Annotated in this window: 15 protein-coding genes; 10 read left to right on the forward strand and 5 right to left on the reverse strand. The window is 32.1% G+C overall.

Annotation, left to right across the window (positions count from 1 at the left end; all coding sequences use genetic code 11):
* The first annotated feature begins 16 nt into the window (after positions 1–16).
* From truD to Q4P18_RS00440, 3 genes are read left to right on the forward strand one after another with little or no spacing between them, the layout of a single operon-like run.
* A complete protein-coding gene (gene truD / locus Q4P18_RS00430) occupies positions 17–1,273 on the forward strand; it encodes a tRNA pseudouridine(13) synthase TruD (protein WP_303334382.1) in 1,257 nt (418 codons plus the stop codon).
* Positions 1,274–1,666, forward strand: coding sequence for a DUF126 domain-containing protein (locus Q4P18_RS00435; RefSeq protein ID WP_303334383.1), 393 nt, complete (start codon positions 1,274–1,276; stop codon positions 1,664–1,666). It abuts the gene before it with no gap.
* Positions 1,667–1,675: 9 nt separating this feature from the next.
* A complete protein-coding gene (locus tag Q4P18_RS00440; RefSeq protein WP_303334384.1) occupies positions 1,676–2,884 on the forward strand; it encodes an amidohydrolase family protein in 1,209 nt (402 codons plus the stop codon).
* Positions 2,885–2,946: 62 nt separating this feature from the next.
* Here the strand turns inward: Q4P18_RS00440 and Q4P18_RS00445 are convergent, their stop codons facing one another.
* From Q4P18_RS00445 to purB, 4 genes are all read right to left on the reverse strand, one after another.
* Complete coding sequence (locus Q4P18_RS00445) at positions 2,947–5,385, reverse strand: copper-translocating P-type ATPase (RefSeq protein WP_303334385.1); 2,439 nt, start codon at positions 5,383–5,385, stop codon at positions 2,947–2,949.
* A 10-nt stretch (positions 5,386–5,395) separates the two neighbouring features.
* Positions 5,396–5,614 (reverse strand): heavy-metal-associated domain-containing protein, encoded by a 219-nt coding sequence (locus Q4P18_RS00450; RefSeq protein WP_303334386.1) that lies wholly within the window; start codon positions 5,612–5,614, stop codon positions 5,396–5,398.
* A 133-nt stretch (positions 5,615–5,747) separates the two neighbouring features.
* Positions 5,748–6,587 carry a hypothetical protein gene (locus tag Q4P18_RS00455; protein WP_303334387.1) on the reverse strand — a complete coding sequence of 280 codons (840 nt, stop codon included), beginning with the start codon at positions 6,585–6,587 and terminating at the stop codon, positions 5,748–5,750.
* Positions 6,588–6,600: 13 nt separating this feature from the next.
* Positions 6,601–7,950: an adenylosuccinate lyase gene (purB, locus tag Q4P18_RS00460; RefSeq protein ID WP_303334388.1), complete on the reverse strand. Its 1,350-nt coding sequence runs from the start codon at positions 7,948–7,950 to the stop codon at positions 6,601–6,603.
* A gap of 192 nt (positions 7,951–8,142) precedes the next feature.
* Between purB and Q4P18_RS00465 the strand changes: the two genes are divergently transcribed.
* The 4 genes from Q4P18_RS00465 to Q4P18_RS00480 are packed head-to-tail and all read left to right on the forward strand — an operon-like array spanning position 8,143 to position 10,697.
* On the forward strand, positions 8,143–8,346 hold the full coding sequence (locus Q4P18_RS00465; protein WP_303334389.1) for a helix-turn-helix transcriptional regulator: 204 nt from the start codon (positions 8,143–8,145) through the stop codon (positions 8,344–8,346).
* Between the two features lie 9 nt (positions 8,347–8,355).
* The gene (locus tag Q4P18_RS00470; protein ID WP_303334390.1) at positions 8,356–9,081 is read left to right on the forward strand and encodes a DUF4013 domain-containing protein; all 726 of its coding nucleotides are present in this window, start codon (positions 8,356–8,358) and stop codon (positions 9,079–9,081) included.
* Complete coding sequence (locus Q4P18_RS00475) at positions 9,082–9,891, forward strand: DUF4013 domain-containing protein (RefSeq protein ID WP_303334391.1); 810 nt, start codon at positions 9,082–9,084, stop codon at positions 9,889–9,891.
* 41 nt (positions 9,892–9,932) lie between these two features.
* Entirely contained in the window at positions 9,933–10,697 is a 765-nt protein-coding gene (locus Q4P18_RS00480; RefSeq protein WP_303334392.1) for a CPBP family intramembrane glutamic endopeptidase, read from the forward strand.
* A 14-nt stretch (positions 10,698–10,711) separates the two neighbouring features.
* On the opposite strand, the gene Q4P18_RS00485 is transcribed toward Q4P18_RS00480, so the two are convergent.
* A complete protein-coding gene (locus Q4P18_RS00485; protein ID WP_303334393.1) occupies positions 10,712–15,691 on the reverse strand; it encodes an Ig-like domain repeat protein in 4,980 nt (1,659 codons plus the stop codon).
* Between the two features lie 164 nt (positions 15,692–15,855).
* On the opposite strand from Q4P18_RS00485, the gene Q4P18_RS00490 reads away from it, so the two are divergent.
* The 3 genes from Q4P18_RS00490 to Q4P18_RS00500 all read left to right on the forward strand — a co-directional run bounded on the left by Q4P18_RS00490 (position 15,856) and on the right by Q4P18_RS00500 (position 20,253).
* Positions 15,856–17,634 (forward strand): DUF2207 domain-containing protein, encoded by a 1,779-nt coding sequence (locus Q4P18_RS00490; protein ID WP_303334394.1) that lies wholly within the window; start codon positions 15,856–15,858, stop codon positions 17,632–17,634.
* Between the two features lie 108 nt (positions 17,635–17,742).
* The gene (locus tag Q4P18_RS00495) at positions 17,743–19,791 is read left to right on the forward strand and encodes a Coenzyme F420 hydrogenase/dehydrogenase, beta subunit C-terminal domain (RefSeq protein ID WP_303334395.1); all 2,049 of its coding nucleotides are present in this window, start codon (positions 17,743–17,745) and stop codon (positions 19,789–19,791) included.
* Between the two features lie 63 nt (positions 19,792–19,854).
* A complete protein-coding gene (locus Q4P18_RS00500; RefSeq protein WP_303334396.1) occupies positions 19,855–20,253 on the forward strand; it encodes a hypothetical protein in 399 nt (132 codons plus the stop codon).
* Positions 20,254–20,293 lie beyond the last annotated feature (40 nt).

A 20,293-nucleotide genomic window follows, 5' to 3' on the forward strand; every position in this document is an offset into this window, starting at 1 on the left:
TATTTCACGTGATATAATGTTAAACGCTAATAGTTATGTAACCAAAGAGGAAGGAATTGGAGGAACTATTAGGAATCAATATGAGGACTTTTATGTTGAAGAAATTCCAGATTTAGTTCCAACAGGTGAAGGTCCAAATATTTGGATTTGGATTGAAAAAATAGGCAGAACCACATTGGATGTTGTTTTAGATATTTCTCGCGACTTGCATATTTCTCGTAAGAGAATGGGTTTTGCTGGAATGAAGGATAAAAAAGCTAGAACCAAACAATGGATTTGTATAGCTAATATGGATTCTGAAGCTCAAATGGAAGAAGTTAAGGCTTTGGATATATATAAAACTGATTTTTTAAAAGTTACTCGTGGTCGTAAAAAGCTTAGAATGGGTCAGCTCCAGGGCAACAAATTTAAAATTCTTATAAGGGATTTGGATGATATTGAAAAAAGTGCTGAGATAGCTAGGGACGTATTGGCCCAATTGGAAGTTACCGGGGTTCCTAATTATTTCGGTTGGCAACGTTTTGGAAAACCAAGGACCAATACTCACTTGGTTGGAGAGGCCCTAGTTCAAAATGACTTGCAGGAGGCCGTTAGAAGATACATTGGAAATCCCACCGATGAGGAACATCCTCAAAATCAAGAAGCGCGTCAGGCTTATGATGAGGGTAGGCTACAGGAATCTTTAGATTTAATGGGCAAAGGAATGCGTTATGAAAAAATGATGCTTAGGGAATTGATTAAAGATTCCAGAAAAGGGGAACTCAATGATAAGGCTTATAAAAATGCGTTATATGCTCTTCCAAAACCTCTTCAAAGAATGTTTGTACATGCTTACCAATCTTTCTTATTTAATGATGCCGTTAGCAGAAGGGTGGAAATGGGAATTAATAATTATATTGAAGGAGATATAGTAATAGATAATGAGGAACATATTGTTCGTGATAAAACTCCTGAGGAATTTGAAGAAATGATTTTAAACTTCGAAGCGAATCCTACTTCTCCATTATATGGTACTAAAGTTCCATTTGCTGAGGGTGAGGTTGGAGAAATGGAAAAAGATGTTCTTAATAGTTATAATTTAAAAAAATCAGATTTTGAGGTTCCTAAAATGCCTCGTCTTGGAAGCCATGGTCTTAGGCGTGCAATGAGGTTTAAAGTTTGGGACACATCAGCCACAGCGACTGATGATGGAGTTTTGGCAGAATTTTCAATTAATAAAGGTTCTTATGCAACAGCTGTTTTAAGGGAAATCATGAAAAAAGATGTGGTCTAGATGGTAATTAAAGCAAGAAATATTGGAAAAGGAATTGGAAAGGGAGAATTGATTGTTAGTAGCGAACCTATTAGCTTTTTGGGAGGTGTAGATCCTGAAACTGGAATTATAATTGACCCTAATCATGAACTTAAAGGGGAAAACATCAAAGGCAAGGTTTTATTTATTCCTGGTGGGAAAGGTTCAACTGTTGGTTCTTATGTAATTTTCCAAATGAAAAAGAATGGTACTGCTCCCAATGCAATTATATGTATTGAAGCAGAACCTATTATAGCAACCGGAGCAATAATGTCTGACATTCCAATGGTTGATTCTCCAGAGAATATTGATGGGTTAATTAACGGAACATCTGTAGAAGTTGATGGAAATGAAGGCACAATAACAATCTTGTAGGAGTTTTCTATGCAAATCGTAATTAATAATGTTAATATTTTAAATCCTGGAAATGATATTCTTCATGGAAATATTTTAATAGAAGACAATATTATTAAAGAGATATCTCCCTTTAACATAAAATCCGATGGGATTTTAATCGATGGGGAGGATGATTTTCTTTTACCTGGATTTATAGATCTTCATACTCATATTCTTGCAAAAGGATTCCATAAAGAAGAAAACATGGCTAATCCTTTAGGTATTCATTTTTATAATGGTGTTCCACATTGTCTGCAAACATTAAATGCAGGTGTTACAACAATAAGGGATTGCGGGTCAGCTGATTTAAGTGTTAAGCTGGCTCAACAAAGGGGATTGTTTCCAGGTCCTAAAATGGAGCTTTCAATAACTCCTTTGGTGTCTACTGGAGGACATTTTGATTTGATGCTGCCTTCAGGTTTTGATATGGAAATAATGTATCCTGGTTTTCCAAAGGGAAGATGTGATGGTCCTGATGAGGTTCTTAAAAAAACCCGTGAAGTTAAAAGGGCGGGTGCTGATTTTATTAAGGTAATGTGCAGTGGTGGTGTTTTAACCACTAACACTTCTCCTGATGATCCGCAGTTCAATACTCAGGAATTGGAAACGATCGTAGCAGAGGCTAAAACGAACAATCTTAAAGTATCAGCACATTGTCACAGTCTTAAAGGAATAGAAAATGCGATTCTTGCAGGCTTCGATTCAATAGAGCACGGTACATTTATAGATACAAAAATAGCTAGGGAAATGAGAGATTTTAATGTTTCTTTAATTCCTACATTGCTTGTACATCATTTTTTATATGAAAATGGTTTTCCGGCATGGGATAATTATGGGGCTGAAAAGAAAGCCAAATTAAAGGAAATTATCAAAGTGCAAAAGGAAAATGTATCAATGGCTTATGAAAAAGGAGTAAACATATTGATGGGAACAGATAGTGGGGTTATTCCTCATGGTCATAATTTGGAGGAACTGGGGCACTTGGTTGATATTGGTATGAGTCCTGCAGAAGCAATAGCTAGCGGTACAGTCAAGGCTGCCGAATTCTTAGGAAAAGATAATTTGGGTGCAATTGAACGTGGAAACATTGCTGATTTAATCATGGTTAATGGAAATCCTTTAGCTAATATTGATCTTTTAGCAAATAATGACAATATCTTATGTGTTATTCAGGATGGAAAAATAGTAAAAAGTTAAAATATTGTTTTAAATTTCTTATATGAATTTATGGGAAAAATGGTAAAAAGTTAAAAAAGGTTTTAAATTCCTCTTTTAACTGGTGGCACATAACGTTTAAGTGCCAATGAAAGAGATATTACAGTCACAGAACTCAATGCCATTGCAAGACCTGCCCATTCAGGCATAAACATAAGTTCAAAGCTGGCATATAAGGCTCCTGCAGCTAATGGAATTAAAATCATATTGTAAGCAAATGCCCAGAATATATTTTCTTTAATTCTTCTCATTACTTTTTTAGAGAATTGTACTGCTGCAACAACGTTTTCTAAATCTCCTTCCATTATTACGACATCACCGCTTTCCATAGCTATGTCTGTCCCATTTCCCATAGCTACTCCAATGTCTGCTTGTGTAAGTGCTGGAGCATCGTTAATACCATCCCCTACAAATAATACTTTTCCATCTTTATTATTGCTTTGAATATCTTTAATGATGTCTAGCTTATTTTCAGGAAGTACATTTGCTTCTACATTATCGATTCCAACTTTTTCTGCTACATTGAGGGCTGTTTTTTCATTATCTCCTGTAAGCATATAAGTTGTAATTCCCATTTTGTGCAATTCTTCAATGGTTCTTTTGGAGTTTTCTTTAATTTTGTCTGAAAGACTTATAATTCCTTTTATTTCTCCATTTATACCTATCAAAATTGTTGTTTTGCTTTCATTTTCAAGATTTCTGTATTGGATCAATACCTCTTCAGGAATCAGGAAATCATTCATTAAACTTATATTTCCTGCAAGAACTGTTTCACCATTAACTTCTGCTTTAAGACCTTTTCCAGTAATATTTTCAAAGTTTTCGATTTTCAATGGTTCAACATCCATTTCTTTGGCTTTTTTCACTATTGCTTTAGCTATTGGATGATTTGAATTTTTCTCAATAGTTGAAGCAATTTGCAGAAGTTCTTCTTCTGAGATTCCATAGGTTATAATGTCGTCTACTTGTGGTTTACCTTCTGTTATTGTTCCTGTTTTATCAAATGCAGCCACATTAATTTTGCCCGCATTTTCTAATGTGTCTCCATTTTTAATAAGGATTCCAAACTCTGCAGCTCTTCCAATTCCTACGGTTACTGCTGTTGGTGTAGCTAAACCTAATGCACATGGACACGCAACAACTAAAATTGAAATTAATGTGGTAAGTGCAAATAGAAGTGTGGATCCAACTAGGAAGTACCATATTATAAATACAACTATTGCTATTGTAAGGATTGTTGGAATAAAGTAGCTTACAGCTGTGTTTGCAATTTTTTGAACTGGAGGTCTAGAACTTTGTGCTTTTTCCACAAGTCTTATAATGTTTGATAAGACTGTTTCTTTTCCTATTTTTAAGGCTTCGATTTGTAGAACTCCATCTTGGTTCAAAGTACCTGCAAAAACTTCAGAGTCTACTGTTTTTGTTTTTGGTATGGGTTCTCCATTAATCATTGATTCATCAACATATGATTCTCCACCAATTACAATTCCATCAACGGGTATTTTATCTCCAGGTCTCACAAGAACTATGTCTCCAATTTGAATTTGGGCAATTGGGATTTCTTCTTCTTTTACAATTTCCCCATTTTCTAAAGTAATTTTGGTTGCATTTGTTGGTTGGAGTCCAATTAGTTCTCTAATGGAATCGGAAGTACTTTTTTTAGCTCTGGCTTCTAAATATCTTCCAATTAATAAGAATGAAGGAAGCATAATAGCTGTTTCATAAAACATGAAAGAATGATCAAGAACTATGTTGAATGTACCGAGAATACTTGAAACATAAGCAACTACAATACCCATTGAATACATTACATCCATATTTAAATTTTTATGGGTAAGGCCGTTCCAGCCCGCTTTAAGAATTGGAAGTGAAACATAAAGAAATGGAGCGATACTAATGATAAGGGATACCATGCCCATTGATAACCCAAACGGATGCCAGTGAACATACATTAGAACCATCAGTACGGTTGAGAAGAAAAACCCGACTATTATTCTATATAATTTGTCTCTAAGGTCTTTTTGATAAATTTCGTCTTCATTCACATCTAATTGTCCGTCAATTCCAATGACTTCGAATCCGAGAGATTCAATTACAACTTTCATTTCATCTAAGGATACTTTATTTTTGTCATAATAAATTTTAGCACTGTTAGATGACAAATCCGCTTTCACATCAAATATTCCATCCAATCTCATTAGAAAATTTTCAACATTCATAACGCATGATGCGCAGTGCATTCCATGTATTTTTAATTTGATTTCATCGGTATGAATTTTAAATCCTAAATTTTTCACTAATGTCTGTATTTTTTCAAATGAGATTTTCTTAGGGTTTACTACTAATTTCAATTTATTTGTTGCAAGGTCTGCCTCTACAGATTCAACACCTTCCTCTCGCCCAAATGTTTTATCCAAACTTAAAACACATGATGCGCAGTGCATACCTTCTATTGGCAAATCCATTTCTTTAAGACGGGCCATTGTTACCACCTTATTGGAATGTTACACTATATCCTTCTTCTTTTGCAGCTAGTTCAATGTCTTCTTTTGATACTTTTTCAGGGTCTATTGTGATTTTCGCTAGTTCTATTCCAGCATCATATTCAGCATCTTCAACACCATCCAGGGTCATAATTTTGCTGATTATGTCATAAACTATAAAGTCATCATGTTCTCCATTGATATTTAATGTTAGTTTTTCCATTACCATTTTTCTCACCTACTTATAATGGTATTTTTTCATTTATAAATATATTAATTTTTAGGTTAATCTAAATTTATAAATGTTTTAAATAAAATGGTTGAAATGTTTAATAAATAAAAAAAAGTTTAATCGAGAGAGTTTACTCGTCGATCAATTCGAATTTAATTTTGCCTACATTTGGTCCAAGTTTATTATAAAGCAATCCGATAATTGTGGCAATTATAAAGCCTAAAATAAATTCAACAATAACTGAAATAATTATGCTAAGGATATTTCCACCAGATGCTAGGGATAATAGTCCACTTATCAATCCTAAAACTGCAGATATTATAGCTATTGCAGTTGCAAAGCTTTTGATATCAATACTTTCAAGTGTGTTGTTATCTTTTATTCTAACTTCTATTGGATAACCCTTTCCAGCAATATAATTGTAGACATATGTTCCAATCAATATGTAGATGAATGTTCCTATAAATGCCCCTACAATGATTCCAATACTGAATGTAGGATTTGAAATCATCATAATCATTTGATATAAGGTAAATGCCATTTGGCTTTGTCCACTTAACATTAGTGTTTGAACTGCAGAACTCAAAAGCAATGGAATTAAAACTATTCCAACCAAATATTCGATGATTAGCAACACTGTTACAATAATAGCACAAATGATTGCTGTTGAAGTAGTGCTAATTTTTGATATGCTTCCATCTTCTTCAAAAGCAAACACGATAGCAGTTTTTTTAGCTATTAGGTTGTATAGGAAGCTTTCAATAAACGTATGATAAATACTTACTATAATTGTTCCGCAGATTACTGTTGGAACTATGACTGCCATTATTCCAACGTAGGCTGAAGATATGATTCCAAATGCAATTAAAAGGATTATTGAAAATATTATTGCAAAAACAATAGATATTGCTGTTACCATTATAGTAACAGAACTTATATCTAATGATTTTAATGTTTTTATTGAAGCCATAGTTTTCACTTATCTAAAACCAATCTTTTGATTTTTCAATTAATTCTTCTACAATAATTTTTGATGAGCCTATGTATGTATGAGGATTCATAATTGCTTCAACGTCTTCTTCAGTTAAGTATTTTTGTACTTCTTCATCTTCTAATATTAAATCGCCAAGTAATTTGTCTTCTTTCTTAGCTTTGATTGCATTTTTCCTTACGATTCCATATGCAGTTTGTTTACCCATCCCGCTTCTGGTAAGTTCTGCCATCAATCTTTCAGCCATAATTAATCCATTTGTTAAGTTAAGGTTTCTTTCAATATTTTCATCATAGAATACTAAATTACTCATTAATTTGATTGTAAGGTTTAATATGTAATCAGTTAATATGCAGCTTTCAGGGAACATTATTCTTTCACAAGAGGAGTTTGTAAGGTCTCTTTCGTGCCAGAGAGGATTATTGTCGAGAGCTGCATTTACAAATGATTTAACAATTCTTGCAACACCACATATACGTTCTGCTGTAATTGGATTCATTTTATGCGGCATTGTACTACTTCCCATTTGTTTTTCTGGGTCGAAGTATTCTCCAACTTCCATAAGCTCTGTTCTTTGGAGATTTCTAATTTCTAATGCAATTTTATCTAATGTTGATGCAAGATTAGCTAATGCCATAATAAATTCAACATGATTGTCCCTTTGAACAACTTGGTTTGTAATTGATGCTGCAGGTAATTCTAAGATTTCTGCAACGGTTTTATGAATTTCCCAACCTTGTTCTCCAAGTGCAGCTGTAGTTCCAACTGCTCCATCTACCATTGCAACACAAACATTTTGCTCTGCATGGTTTACTCTTTCATATTGCCTGTGTAATTCGTCAGCCCAAAGACCGAATTTCATTCCGTAGGTAATTGGAAGTGCGTGTTGTCCGTGGGTTCTTCCAACAGCTACTTTGTCAATATTTTCTTCAGCTAACTTAAGCATTATTTCTGTTAAAGTTTTGATTTTGTCTTTAATTATTTCTGCTGAATCTTTGATTAATAATGAGTTTGAGGTATCAACAACATCATTTGAGGTTGCTCCGAAGTGGACATATTCTCCCGCATCATTGTCACATACTTCTCCAAGACCTTTGATTAGAGCTCCGATATCATGTTTTGTTGCTTTTTCGATTTCGTTTACTCTTTCTTCTTTTACATAATCTGTATTTGCTTTTTTTGCAATTTCATCTGCTACTTCTTGTGGGATTATTCCTAATTTCCCTTCTGCTTGTGCAAGTGCGGATTCTACGTCTAACATTCTTTGTAACTTATTTTTAGTTTCCCAGACAGCTTTCATTTCCGGGGTACCATATCTGAATTCGATTGGATGTATAGCCATTTTTATCATCTCAATTTTTATTAGGTTTATATTTATTTTTTGTAATATTTATTAGTAAAGTTTATATGTAATATATATTATACATATTTATGTTAAATATTTATTACATATGTTGATAGCAAAGTATATATGTAACATATATTATACATATCAATGTCAAATATTTATTACATTTGAAAATTAGGTGATCGTTTGAAAACCAATATTAAAGAACTAAGAAAAGAGGTTGGATTAAGCCAACAAAAATTAGGGGATTTGGTTGGTGTTACAAGACAGACCATAAATGCTCTTGAAAATGCCAGATATAATCCTTCTTTATTATTGGCTTATAAAATTACAAAAATATTGGAAAAAGATCTTATAGAAGAAGTTTTTATCTTAGATGATGATGAGTAAGGTGATAAAATGATTTTGGATATTTATAAAGATTCATTTGAATATGCGGGACAAAATATTAAGGTCCTTCTTAAATTAGGATTATTGTCCATTTTTAGCTTTCTCATAATCCCAATTTTCTTAATTGCGGGTTATCAATACAGAGTTATTGAAAGTGGAACCAAAGGAATGGTGGGTGGTGAAGACAAACTTCCTGAATTCGATAATTTTACAGGCATGTTTGTTGACGGACTTAAAATGATTATTGTTCAATTTATATATTTATTCATTCCAATTGTGGTATTTATTATTATAGGTACTATAGGTCAAACAATCAATAATGATGCTATTTCAAGTCTCGGAGCAATTATTGGAATAATTTTATTCATTATTTCTGTATTCTATTCATTCTTAGCAGTACCAAACATGATTGCTAATGAAGGATCATTAAAAGCAGCATTTGACTTTAAAAGGATAAATGAAATTATAAAAATGATAGGTGTTGGAAGGTTTATTATTACATTCATAGGTTTAATGTTATTATGTGTTGTAATATCAGCAGTTGTTGCTGCAATTCTTATTGGAATATTTGGAGTATTTGGTATTGCAATTGGAAGTTTCAACCCTGCTGCTTTTGGAGGAGTAATGATTGGAGGATTAATTATCTATGAGGCAATATTCTCTTTTATTGTAACTCCATACTTAGGAATCTTTTCATCACGTGTAACTGGACTTATATATGGGCTTGGTGAATAAATGGCTTTAACTGATATACTTAAAAAAGGTTTAAAATATCCACAGCATGATTTTAAAAATGCTGTGTTATTTTCCCTTCTTTTGCTTTTAGGAACAATTTTATCAAATATTGGAAATCACTTCTCACTTTCAAAAGCAAATATTAATTCAATTGCAGGAGCACAAAATTTAAATGAAGTGATTAATGGATTATCAACTGTTCTTACTCCAACACAAGTAGCCATTCTAATAATATTTTCCATTGCATCGTTTATAGTCTCATTATTTGCAAGTGGTTACATTTATAGGGTTTATGAAGGTGAGGATGAATTGCCTCACTTTGAGGACTATAAATTAATGCTCATTCAGGGAATTAAAGTATTCATAGTAAACTTGGCATACTGTATTATTCCAATTATCCTATTGGTTTTAGGACTTTATATTGCAGCTTTTAATTCAGATATTGCAAATTTATTAATTGCTGTAAGTGTAATTCTCGGAGCAATATTAATATTCTTCATATCTCCATTCGCAATAGCAAATATGGTTAAGGAAAATAGTTTTAAACAAGCTTTTAATTTTAATGCAATTGGAAGCAGAATATATAGGATAGGTATTATCCCATATTTGGTTACTGTAATATTGATGGGGGTTATTGAAATGATTATAGTGATTGCTTTCGGAGTAGTGATGTTAATATTGTCCCTGTTTGTAGTGATGAATCCAATAATTGGAATAATTGTGTTATTCATAATGTTATTTGTTGGTTCTATTGTTTGTGGGTACGTAAACCTATTTACTAATAAGGTATATCAATTATTATACAGCTAAAGGAAAGTTATTTAAACTTTCTTTTCTATATTATTTTTTTAATGACAACAATTAATGAAGAATTAAATCAAATTTCAATTATACGTCTATTGATAGTTGGAATTGTAACTATTTTTGCAATGGTTATTATTGAAGATCTATTTTTAATTGAAGTTCCATATGACTTGCTATGGATTGTTTTGACTGTTTACATTGCTTATAAACTGAAGGGATGTTCTTTAGATTTTCATAATAAACTATCTGACGCATTCAAAACTTCAAATATAAAGTTAATCACATGGATTGTTATATTAAATTTAATCTTTTCATATGGTATGATTTATTTATCTATTTTATTCATTGGAACAAGTTTTGACTTATCCAATAGCATTGCCCATGCATCTGGTTTATTTGCAGTAGGTACAGCTATCAGTACAATCATAATAGCTCCAGTTTCCGAAGAACTAGTATTTAGGGGAGTTATTTTTAATAGATTAAATAAACGTATTAATGTTATTTTAGCAATATTGATTTCTTCAATCCTTTTTGGATTATGTCATGATTATGGCGGGATGTTTTCAGCATTCATATTTGGAATATGTATGTGTATCCTATACATAAAAACAGATAATATTTTTGTTCCAATGGGGGCTCACTTTTTAAACAATTTAATCTCAGAAATTCTTGATTTCATTGACCCTGCTGGAGATTTCTTTTATGATCCAACAATAATATGCATAATTTTAGTTTTGGCTTTTATAGTGTTTATTGTATTGATGTATTATATTGTAAAAGAATTGAAAGCCATTAATAAAAATAATAATTAGAGAAATGATTTTCTCTAATTTACAGCTAATACTGTGATTTTGGTTGTTATTGTTTGTGTTTGGTATGTTGCTGTTATTGTGTATTGTCCTGGTGCTAGTTCTATTGGTAGGTTTGCTATTCCGTTGGTGTCGGTTGTTCTGTCGTATTTTAGGTTTTTGAAGTTTGCTCCGTTGAGATAGAGTGTTATTGTTTTTCCTGTTTGTGGGTTTCCTTTTTCGTCTGTTAGTTTTATGGTGTATTTTGTTCCGTCTTTTTGTTTCATTGTGATGTCTTTGTATTCTGTTAGTTTGTAGGTTGTTGGGGTTTGTGCGTTTTGGTTCAATACTGTGATTTTGGTTGTTATGGATTGTGTTTCATAAATTGCTGTTATTGTATACTCTCCCACATTAAGGCCTATTGGTAAATTAGCTATACCATTTGCATCGGTTGTTCTGTCGTATTTTAGGTTTTTGAAGTTTGCTCCGTTAAGATAGAGTGTTATTGTTTTTCCTGTTTGTGGGTTTCCTTTTTCGTCTGTTAGTTTTATGGTGTATTTTGTTCCGTCTTTTTGTTTCATTGTGATGTCTTTGTATTCTGTTAGTTTGTAAGTTGTTGCCGTAGGTTTCAATACCTTGATTTTTGTTGTTGCTGTTTGTGTTTCATATTTTGCTGTTATTGTGTATTCTCCTATATTAAGGCCGATTGGCAAGCTAGCTATTCCGTTGGTGTCGGTTGTTCTGTCGTATTTTAGGTTTTTGAAGTTTGCTCCGTTGAGATAGAGTGTTATTGTTTTTCCTGTTTGTGGGTTTCCTTTTTCGTCTGTTAGTTTTATGGTGTATTTTGTTCCGTCTTTTTGTTTCATTGTGATGTCTTTGTACTCACTTAATTTGTAAGATGGGGTATTTACACTAATCTTATTGGTAATTGATTCAGTACCATAGCTTGCAGCAATAGTATATTCTCCCACATTAAGGCCTATTGGTAAATTAGCTATTCCGTTGGTGTCGGTTGTTCTGTCGTATTTTAGGTTTTTGAAGTTTGTTCCGTTTAGTGTTAAGGTAACTGCCTTATTAGCTATTGGATTTCCATATGCATCTAGTAGAGTAACTTCATATTTGGTTCCATCTTTATGGTACATGTAAATGTCTTCTGATTCTAATTTTATCGGTGGCAAAATTGTTATCTGTCCATTTACATCGTTTACCTCATAAATATTTCCTTCATATTGGATTGAAATAGAATGGTTTCCTTTATTGAGTTTATTTAAATCTATAATTCCTATTCCATTATTCAATTGGATGTTTTGGTTTTGGCCATTTACTGAAATTTTCACATTATTGTTGTCTTCAATTGGAGTTGTAACTTTAAGTTTGGCATCTCCAGCAACATTATTTAACAATTCATATTGGATTGATCCTTTGAGTTTTTCAACTTCGAAGACAAATGGGGCATTATTTTTCAAATGGTTGCCATCTCCGGTATAAACAACAAGTCCATTATATCTTCCTATTGGGAGTGGATTGATGGTGAAAACAGAGATTCCGTTGTTTATGTTGCTTTCTCCATAATATTTGTCATTTATATAAAGTGTTATTGTTCCTGTTGCTGTTGGCAAAACAGATATTGTAAATTGGCCATTTTCACCATATTTCATGTTATTTGAAATAATGTTCATTGCTGTTTCTTTTTTAGCAACGTTAAATTGCATATTCTGACTTTCTATTGAATTATAATTCCCATCTCCATCATAAACAGCTTTTATTAAGTAATTTCCTGCATTAAGATTATTTAAATTGTATTTTGAATCACCATTCACAATTCTGGAACTTCCAATATAATTTCCATTTAAGTAGAATTTAACAACTCCTGTGGTTGCTGAATCCAATTTGGCAGTTGCTGTGGTTGCATCTCCATAAACAATGTTATTTGCAGTTAATTGTATATTTGATGATTTTTTATTAACAACAAATGTTTTCTCTTTCGCAGCTGAAAGATAATTGTTGTTTCCTGCAAAATTTACAGTTACTGCATATGTTTTAGCAGGCAATATTTCTGAAATTGTTAATGTAGCTTTTCCATTTGCTAAAGTTATTGCCTGTGTTTTTCCATTAACGGTTACAGTAACAGATTCATTTAATGGTGATTGGCCCATATCTGTTAATGATATTTCGATTTGAGTCTTTTCTCCATAGGTTATGTCATTTACAGTAAATTCTAATATTGGTGTTGCTTTTAAAACATTAACATTTGTTGTATTGAAGTATTTTGCATTGTCAACACTTTCAATTTTTATAATGTGATTTCCAACGTTCAAGTTTGCAATATTGATATTTGTTTCTGTAGTGCTTACTGTAAATGTGGTGATCTTGTTATTGTCTATGTAAATATTATATTTTCCTAACTTATTGTCAGGCAAATAAAGTGTTACAAACGGTTTGGTTCCATAAACGAAATCTCCACCTGTTATTATGATGTCATCAGTAAGTCTGACAGTTAAAACGCCTTTTTTAACGTTTAATTTTGTTAATCTTGCATTTGTACTAGTTAATGAATATTGACCAACGGTTCTTGGAGTGTAATCTAAATAATATCCGTTGTCCAAATAGGACATCTGGCCAATGTTGTCAATGTTCAAGTTATCGGTTTCAATTGCATTTCCACTATCATCAGTTAAACTAGCAATTATTCTTACAGGCTTGTTCAATGAAGTATCTGCATTATTTATTACTAAATTGGTTTCACTTGTAATTGTTCCGTTGTTGTAAATATTGGCTGTTTTTGAGTTGATTTTATTGTTTTCAAATTCAACAGTTCCATTTACATATATTTCACTTATTCCAGCATTTTTGTTATTGAAAATACAGTTTTTAATTATCCCTTCCCCATTTATAAGAATAGAATTTCCGTATTCTCCTTTATTGTTGCTGAAATTTGAATTCAATATTGTTGCACTTGATCCTTTATTTACAATTATTGCAGATCCATTTGAATTAATCAAATAAAGATTTTTAAGGGTAACGCTACATCCTTTTGCTATTTCAAAAATTGAAATCAAATTATTGGCATCTAGTATTGAAAATCCAGCGCCATTGTTTTTTGCACCATTGATTGTTATATTTTTATTTATTACAATTGTTTTTTCATCAGTTGAAGCGATATATGTCTTGTTGCTTAAGAAAATCTCAGAATTGTCTTTTGCATAATCTATTTTATTTTGTACAGATTCAAAGAGATATTGGGAAGTAAACGCTTTAATAGGTGCGGTTCTTTGACCGTATGCTAAGTAAACTCTAATGTTTTCATCGTTTAAGCTGGAATAGGTTAATTGTATTGTGAATTTGTCTCCGGTTTTTATTGGTATGTATTTGTCCAGTTCTATTGTGTAGTATCCGATTTGATTTTTTGTTCCGGTTTGATTTAAAACTGATATGTCATTTACATAAATTTGAGCTTTATAATCACATAAGTTATCGAAATATGTTCCGAATGCTACAAGGTAATCGTCTGCTATGGCTTTAAATGTATTGTCAACTGTAATCTGTTTGTTGGTGTAGTAGGCATATCCTTTTCCATATAATTCGTTTTGATAATTTTTATTGTATCTTAATGTATCATTGAAAATAAATGTCCATGCATCATTTCCTCTGTAGAATGTTTTATCATAGTATGATACATAGAAATAACCACCACGACCCCAAACGGATCCCCAACTGTTTTGAACTATGAATGCTCCGTTTCCTTCAGGATACTCTCCTCCAACAGCTTTGAAATTGTGTCTGTCGTAGTTATCATCCCATCCGACAATACAGACTGCATGATTTGGAGCTTCGGAGTATGGGTTGTAATAGTCTCCTTTTGTGGTACGGAATAATGTATAGTCAGTGTATGAAGTATAAACTGCACCATAGTCTAAAATAGCTTTTTTTAGATTGTCAAGATCAGTATCATTATTACGTTTTTCAATATTGTATGCATTTTGAACGTGAATTAAACTGTTTAATATTGGAGAATCTATATAATATCCTAACCAAGGGTCGTCCACCTCTTTAACAGGACCCATCCATGAGGTTAAATATGGCAATGCAAATTCAAAAATACCTCCGCTGCTGTATGTTGCTTGGCCATTTGTGTATTTGATAATCAAATTAAGTAAATTTTCAACAGATAATTTTTCTTCATGGGTTAATACTCTTTCTCCATTAGTTGCTTTTAAAATACATGATTCCAATGTGGCTATTGTAGCTTGTGCCCAACAGGTTCCAGTTTCTCCCTGGTTTAAAACTGGGGATGTAAGATTATAGTCTCTTAAATCATATCTTGATGGCAAACTCCCATTATAGGATGAGTTGTACATTAAAAGTTGGTAATTTTCATTTCCAATAAATTTTAAAAAAATGTCGCTTCCAACTTGGAATTGTGCTTTTAGATTTGTTGAATTTACGCTGTCAATATATACCTCTGAAGAAAATTCTAAATTGCTATTTAAATAGCTATTGGATAATAAAATGTACTCATTTTCACAATAGATTGTTTCTCCAGTGTTTTTACATGTATTGTTTGAAAAATATCCGTCATAAATGTTCAAATTCCCTGCAGAATATATTGCACCACCGTTCAAAGCAGTATTGTTGTTAAATTCACAATCGCAGATAACTAATGTTCCGTTGTTAAGTGAAATTGCTCCTCCGTTAAATTTGCTATTTCCATTTATGAAGTTAATATTTTTTAAAACAACACTGTAATTGTTAGTTATGGTTATTATATTTGAAAGACCATTTCCATTTAGTGTTGATTTCCCTGTCCCGTTTTCATAGGCTCCATCAAGGATTATGTCCTTGTTAATGACTATTCCATGTCCTTCACTGATGTAGCTTGTATTATTCAAATATATTATTTGACAATCGCTGTCTATTGCATTTTGCACATCAGCAAATGTTGTCGTGTTATTTTCTGCACTAACTGCAGATATTCCAATTAATAAAACAATTATTATTAAAAACAGTTTACTTTTCATAAAAAATTCTCCCACTCTATATAAAACCAAAATCAAATTATTTAATTATAATAATATAATTTTAATATATTATATAACTATTGTTTTGTCAAGATTATGCCCATCTAAAAATACATTAAGCTAAAAATTATAATAATATCTAATAAACTATTAGTTGGTGTTTTATGAATCGAAAATTAGTTTCAATTATTCTAATTTCTATTTTTCTAATATCCGTATTGCCAACAGCATTTGCCAATGATGATGACAATAGGAGTTATACGATTGATTTAGCAGATATTATTCTTAATATTCAGGATAATGGTCTTTTAAAAGTGGATGAATCTTATACTTATACATTTCATGGAAAATATAATGGGGTTTATAGGGAAATTCCATTAAAGAAAGGACAATCTATTGATAATCTAAAGGTTAGTGCTGATGGTGCTTATACAAAAGCAGAACCACATAATGAAGATGGTTATTATAAAATAAAAGTTTATTTGTATTCTGATAAGGATTTAACCAAACCTATAAAGGACACATCTGTGGTAATTCATTATAGCTATGATTTTAAGGATGTTATTAATATTTACAATGATGTTGGAGAGATCCAGTATAAATTATGGGGTGATGGATGGGAAAACGGTGTTCAAAAGTTAGTTGCTCACATTAACTTCCCAAATGACCAAAAAATTGAATATTGGATTAATCCGTACGATGCAGATGCTGAAAGTTCATGGAGTGGTAATACTCTAACAGTTCAATCAGGTCCTCGTCATTATGACGAATATCTTGAAGTGAGAGCATTGATTCCTTTATCTGAGTTCAAAGATCCGGTTTATGCAAATAAAATCAGTCAGGACGGACATGATAAGCTAGTTAAGATAGAAGAGGATTATGTGAATGGTGCTGTTTTTAAAGATGCATTAGTTTCATATTTGCCGCTAATTTTAGCTATTACTTTAATAGTTCCTGTTGGTATCTATTTGAGGTATGGTAGGGAACCTAAAGTGATATATGATGCTCCTTATGAGCATGAGATTCCAACCGATGATTCTCCGATATTTGTTGATGCGATGTTTGGAAAAAGATCCAATGTGGGGGAAGTTAGTCAGAATGGTATTCAGGCAACCATAATGGAAATGATTGGGGATGGAATTATCAAAATAGCTAATAAGGATGATGGAAATAATGATCTTAAACTTATTTTGCCTGAAAATTATGATGATTTGCCTCAATACAAATATGATATAATAAGATTACTTTTAAGTCCATATGCTAGGAATGGTATTTTGGATTTCAATCAAATGAAATCAGATTTAAAATCAGAATATTCGGCAAAGGCTTTCAATGAAAACCTGAAGAAAATTAGAAGGGACTATGCAAACATGGAAGTCAGGCCTCTTTTAAGACAATACTTCGATTCTAAAGGTTCTAATTTGTTTAAAGTTTATGGCATTATTTTAGCTATAGTATCAATTATTGTCATGGTTTATGCGATTATCAGCAATCCTGCAATTTTAACTTTATTTATTGAAGGACTTGTTTTCCTTATTTTAGGTATTTTCATATTTCTATTGCCAAACCGTTATGCGGGGCATTGGACAGAGGCAGGTTTTACCCAATATAAAAAATGGGAAGCCTTTAGAAAATTCCTTAAGGACTTTTCATTAATAAAACAACATCCTCCAGAGTCTATTGCAATTTGGGATAAATATTTGATTTATGCAACTGCCTTAGGCGATGCAAAAGCAGTCAACAAAGCTATGAAAACCATAAAACCAGCATTTGAAAATGATGACTATTACCGCAGCGATGTCTATTATTACAGCAATGTTGGAGGTCCTCTTTTATTCGCAAGTGTTATTTCCACAAGTAATGCTTCTGCCAATAGTAACGATAATGGAGGATTTGGTGGAGCTGGAGGAGGTTCCGGTGGTGGAGGTGGAGGTGCTTTCTAATCACCTTCCTTTACCAAAAACAAACTTTCAAATAATATTCTATTTTTTTCACGAAATATTTTTATAATAGAAAAGCTTAATTATCTTTACTTAATTGGAGGAGATATTATGCTTGAAGATTTCATAAATAACCTTAAAGACAAGGCAAATGATGCTATGTCACAGCAATTAATTGACCAGGTTCTTAAAGAAGCTAAAGAAGTTGCTAAAAAGGATAATAATGGTCAATTAACTGAAGATATTGTAAATAAAGTTGCAGACAGAATGATTAATACTGGAGATTACTTAAAAAAATTGACTGATGATAGTAATCCTGAATGGTTATTAAATAAGATAGTCGATGAAAAATTCTGTGCGGCTTGTGGTGCATGTGAAATAGTTTGTCCAAACAATTTTGTTGATTTTGATGAAGGTCCTTCATTAGGCGAATACTGCAGACGTCTTGGTCATGGAATGTGTCACGAAGTCTGTCCTCGTGTATTTTCAGGAAGATATCAAATAAGTATTCGTGAAGACTTTTTTGAAGAATATTACTATGCTAAAGGTTCTGATGACGGTCAGGATGGAGGAGTAATAACTACTTTCTTAAAAGATTTGATTAATAAAGGAAAAATTGATGGAGCTATTGTGGTCGGCGATGTAAAATGGAAACCAATTTCTCTTATTATTAAGGATGCCGACGCATTGGATCATAGCGCAAAATCAAAATATGCAATTTCTCCATTGTCAGCTCTTAAAAAAGCAGGAGAAATGGGTCTTGAGAAAGTAGCTGTTGTTGGACTTCCTTGTCAAGTTGAAGGTCTTAGAAAATACCAATATTATCCATATCTTGCAAAACACAGCTCTGAGATTGGTGATGAGGGATATCCAGTCAAGCTTCCAAAAATTGAATATTTGATTGGTTTGTTCTGTACTGAAAAATTCACTTTGGATGCAATTAAAAAGGTATGTGCTGATAATGAAGTGGATATTGGTGATGTTAAAAAGTTCGATGTTACTAATGGTAAATTTATCATTGAAACTGAAGATAAGACAATTGACATTCCTGTAAAAGACATTGAAACATTCTCTGGTTGTGAAGTTTGTCGTGATTTCGCATCTGATTTGGCTGATGTTTCCATTGGTAATGTAGGTTCTCCAGATGGATATTCTACAGTTATTGTAAGAACTGAAAAAGGAAAAGATATTGCTGATGCAGTTGATTTACAGGATGGCGCAGATAAGGATGCTATTGATAAACTAGCTGAATTCAAATTAAATAGGTTCCGTAAAAACATCAACGAACGTATTGAAAATAAGGAATTCGTATCATATTACTGGAACGATTATAAAGGAGGTTCTGGTATAAGGTCTGATGGAAATTACTTTATTCGTGTAAGAGCTAAACCTAGTGGTTTCTATCAACTTGATGAAACAGAATACATTAACAAAATAGCAAAAGAGTATGATGCAAGAATCAAGCTTACAAATCGTGGAACTTATGAGCTTCATGATATTAAACCAATTGATGTAGAGGCAGTTACAGATAAACTTGATGAACATGACTTGCTTACAGGTTCTGAAGGGCCTCTTGTAAGAGCAACTTTGGCATGTCCTGGACAATTTAACTGTCATTTGGGATTGATACCTACTACTGCACTATGTTATGAACTTGAAGAGAAATTCTCTGAAATGCCTGCTAACTACAAATTTAAAATAGCTATTAATGGCTGTCCAAACAAATGTTCAAGGCCTCAAGTGCATGATTTCGGAATTGCAGGTATTACTTATCCTAAAGTCGATGCTGAAAAATGTAATGGTTGTGGAAGATGTGAGGATGTCTGTAAAGTAAATGCACCTTCCATCAGGGGAGAGATGTCCTATACTAACTATACAATCTGTTATGGTTGTGGAAAATGTATCAAAGCATGTCCTCATGACGCTAGGGAAACAAAATTCCACGGATATGAGATTTATGTGGGTGGAAAAACTGGTAGGGAAGTTGTTGAAGGAGTAAGGCTTGAACTTGAAACAACTGACGAAATTGTTGATCTAATATCTAAAGTTATCAAAACATATAATAGATTAGCTATTAAACCACAAAAAGAAAGATTGGCCGCAACTATGAAAAGGATAGGTCAAGCACAATTCATGGAAGAAGTTAAAAAGTTAGATTAACTTCTTTTATTTTTTTTATTTTTAATCAAAATTTTTTTATAAAATGTAGTACAATTATTTTTTATGAACTTAAAAACAATCGGTGCAATAATTGCAATTTTAGGACTTATTTTTACAGTTTATTTTATGGATAATTGGGATTATATTGTTTTAGGTTTAACTTTTGTAATGTTTGGTTTCCTCATTGCTTTGTTTGGTCTTTTAAGCGGTGTCAAGAAACAAAAAATTATTAATGATAGATTAGATAAGGATATTGAAACTTTTATCCAACCAGTTATCACAAAATATTCTAATTTAAATAAAGAATACATGAAATCATGTTCTCAAGATGAATATGTTCAAAAGAGAATGCAAATGAATAAGGATTTGGAAATGGAACTTGCTGAAGGTTTACCTTATTTGTCTAAAAATGAAATTAAAAAGATTGTTATTGAATTCAATCGTAATCAAGACAGTCTTTAATTATTTTTTTTAAAATCAATTTCAATGTACATTTTATGAC

This window comes from Methanobrevibacter sp. (genome assembly GCF_030539665.1).
Lineage (GTDB): Archaea > Methanobacteriota > Methanobacteria > Methanobacteriales > Methanobacteriaceae > Methanocatella.

Excerpts from the sequence above, each read along its gene's own strand:
- Q4P18_RS00500 (WP_303334396.1), top strand. The coding sequence starts at position 19,855 with ATGAACTTAAAAACAATCGGTGCAATAATTGCAATTTTAGGACTTATT.
- Q4P18_RS00470 (WP_303334390.1), top strand. The coding sequence starts at position 8,356 with ATGATTTTGGATATTTATAAAGATTCATTTGAATATGCGGGACAAAAT.
- Q4P18_RS00495 (WP_303334395.1), top strand. The coding sequence starts at position 17,743 with ATGCTTGAAGATTTCATAAATAACCTTAAAGACAAGGCAAATGATGCT.
- Q4P18_RS00435 (WP_303334383.1), top strand. The coding sequence starts at position 1,274 with ATGGTAATTAAAGCAAGAAATATTGGAAAAGGAATTGGAAAGGGAGAA.
- Q4P18_RS00440 (WP_303334384.1), top strand. The coding sequence starts at position 1,676 with ATGCAAATCGTAATTAATAATGTTAATATTTTAAATCCTGGAAATGAT.
- Q4P18_RS00485 (WP_303334393.1), bottom strand. The coding sequence starts at position 15,691 with ATGAAAAGTAAACTGTTTTTAATAATAATTGTTTTATTAATTGGAATA.
- Q4P18_RS00480 (WP_303334392.1), top strand. The coding sequence starts at position 9,933 with ATGACAACAATTAATGAAGAATTAAATCAAATTTCAATTATACGTCTA.
- Q4P18_RS00475 (WP_303334391.1), top strand. The coding sequence starts at position 9,082 with ATGGCTTTAACTGATATACTTAAAAAAGGTTTAAAATATCCACAGCAT.
- Q4P18_RS00450 (WP_303334386.1), bottom strand. The coding sequence starts at position 5,614 with ATGGTAATGGAAAAACTAACATTAAATATCAATGGAGAACATGATGAC.
- Q4P18_RS00490 (WP_303334394.1), top strand. The coding sequence starts at position 15,856 with ATGAATCGAAAATTAGTTTCAATTATTCTAATTTCTATTTTTCTAATA.
- truD (WP_303334382.1), top strand. The coding sequence starts at position 17 with ATGTTAAACGCTAATAGTTATGTAACCAAAGAGGAAGGAATTGGAGGA.
- Q4P18_RS00445 (WP_303334385.1), bottom strand. The coding sequence starts at position 5,385 with ATGGCCCGTCTTAAAGAAATGGATTTGCCAATAGAAGGTATGCACTGC.
- Q4P18_RS00455 (WP_303334387.1), bottom strand. The coding sequence starts at position 6,587 with ATGGCTTCAATAAAAACATTAAAATCATTAGATATAAGTTCTGTTACT.
- purB (WP_303334388.1), bottom strand. The coding sequence starts at position 7,950 with ATGGCTATACATCCAATCGAATTCAGATATGGTACCCCGGAAATGAAA.